The 351-nt window shown below is 64.1% G+C and carries 1 protein-coding gene; it reads right to left on the bottom strand.

Features of this window, described 5'->3' with window-relative positions:
- The coding region (locus CYJ76_RS11690) for a tRNA adenosine deaminase-associated protein (RefSeq protein WP_180802305.1) at nt 1-351 on the bottom strand (351 nt) is incomplete at both ends.

The raw sequence follows: 351 nt of genomic DNA, 5'->3' as shown, positions 1-351 counted from the left end.
CTCCGCCCCGTACAGGTCATCGTCGTAGAAGATGATGGACATTATCTGCTCGCTGACACCTAAATCCTCCAGCAGGTCGAAGTCACCCTCGGGCCACGGATCATCCGAATCGTCGGCCTCCTCTTCCGAAGGCTCGTCAATGTCCAGAGTGTCCAGCACCTCGCTGGCAATGTCGTAGTCCAACGCGGCGGTGGCGTCACTAAGTAAGATCCGCACGCCGCTCGGCACCGGGCGGAGCACAACAGACCAGTCGTCCTCGATGCACAGCAGCCCCACGACCGGGCCCTCCGCGCGCGAGGCTCGCAACTCCGCGATGAGGTCGGGCAGGCTTTCCGCCGCGCGGGTGGGGAG

The sequence above is a fragment of the Kytococcus schroeteri genome, assembly GCF_002847825.1.
In the GTDB taxonomy this organism is placed as follows: Bacteria; Actinomycetota; Actinomycetes; order Actinomycetales; family Dermatophilaceae; genus Kytococcus; species Kytococcus schroeteri.
The sequence above is the reverse complement of the archived record's forward strand: the minus strand, read 5'-3'. Positions and strand labels throughout refer to the sequence as shown.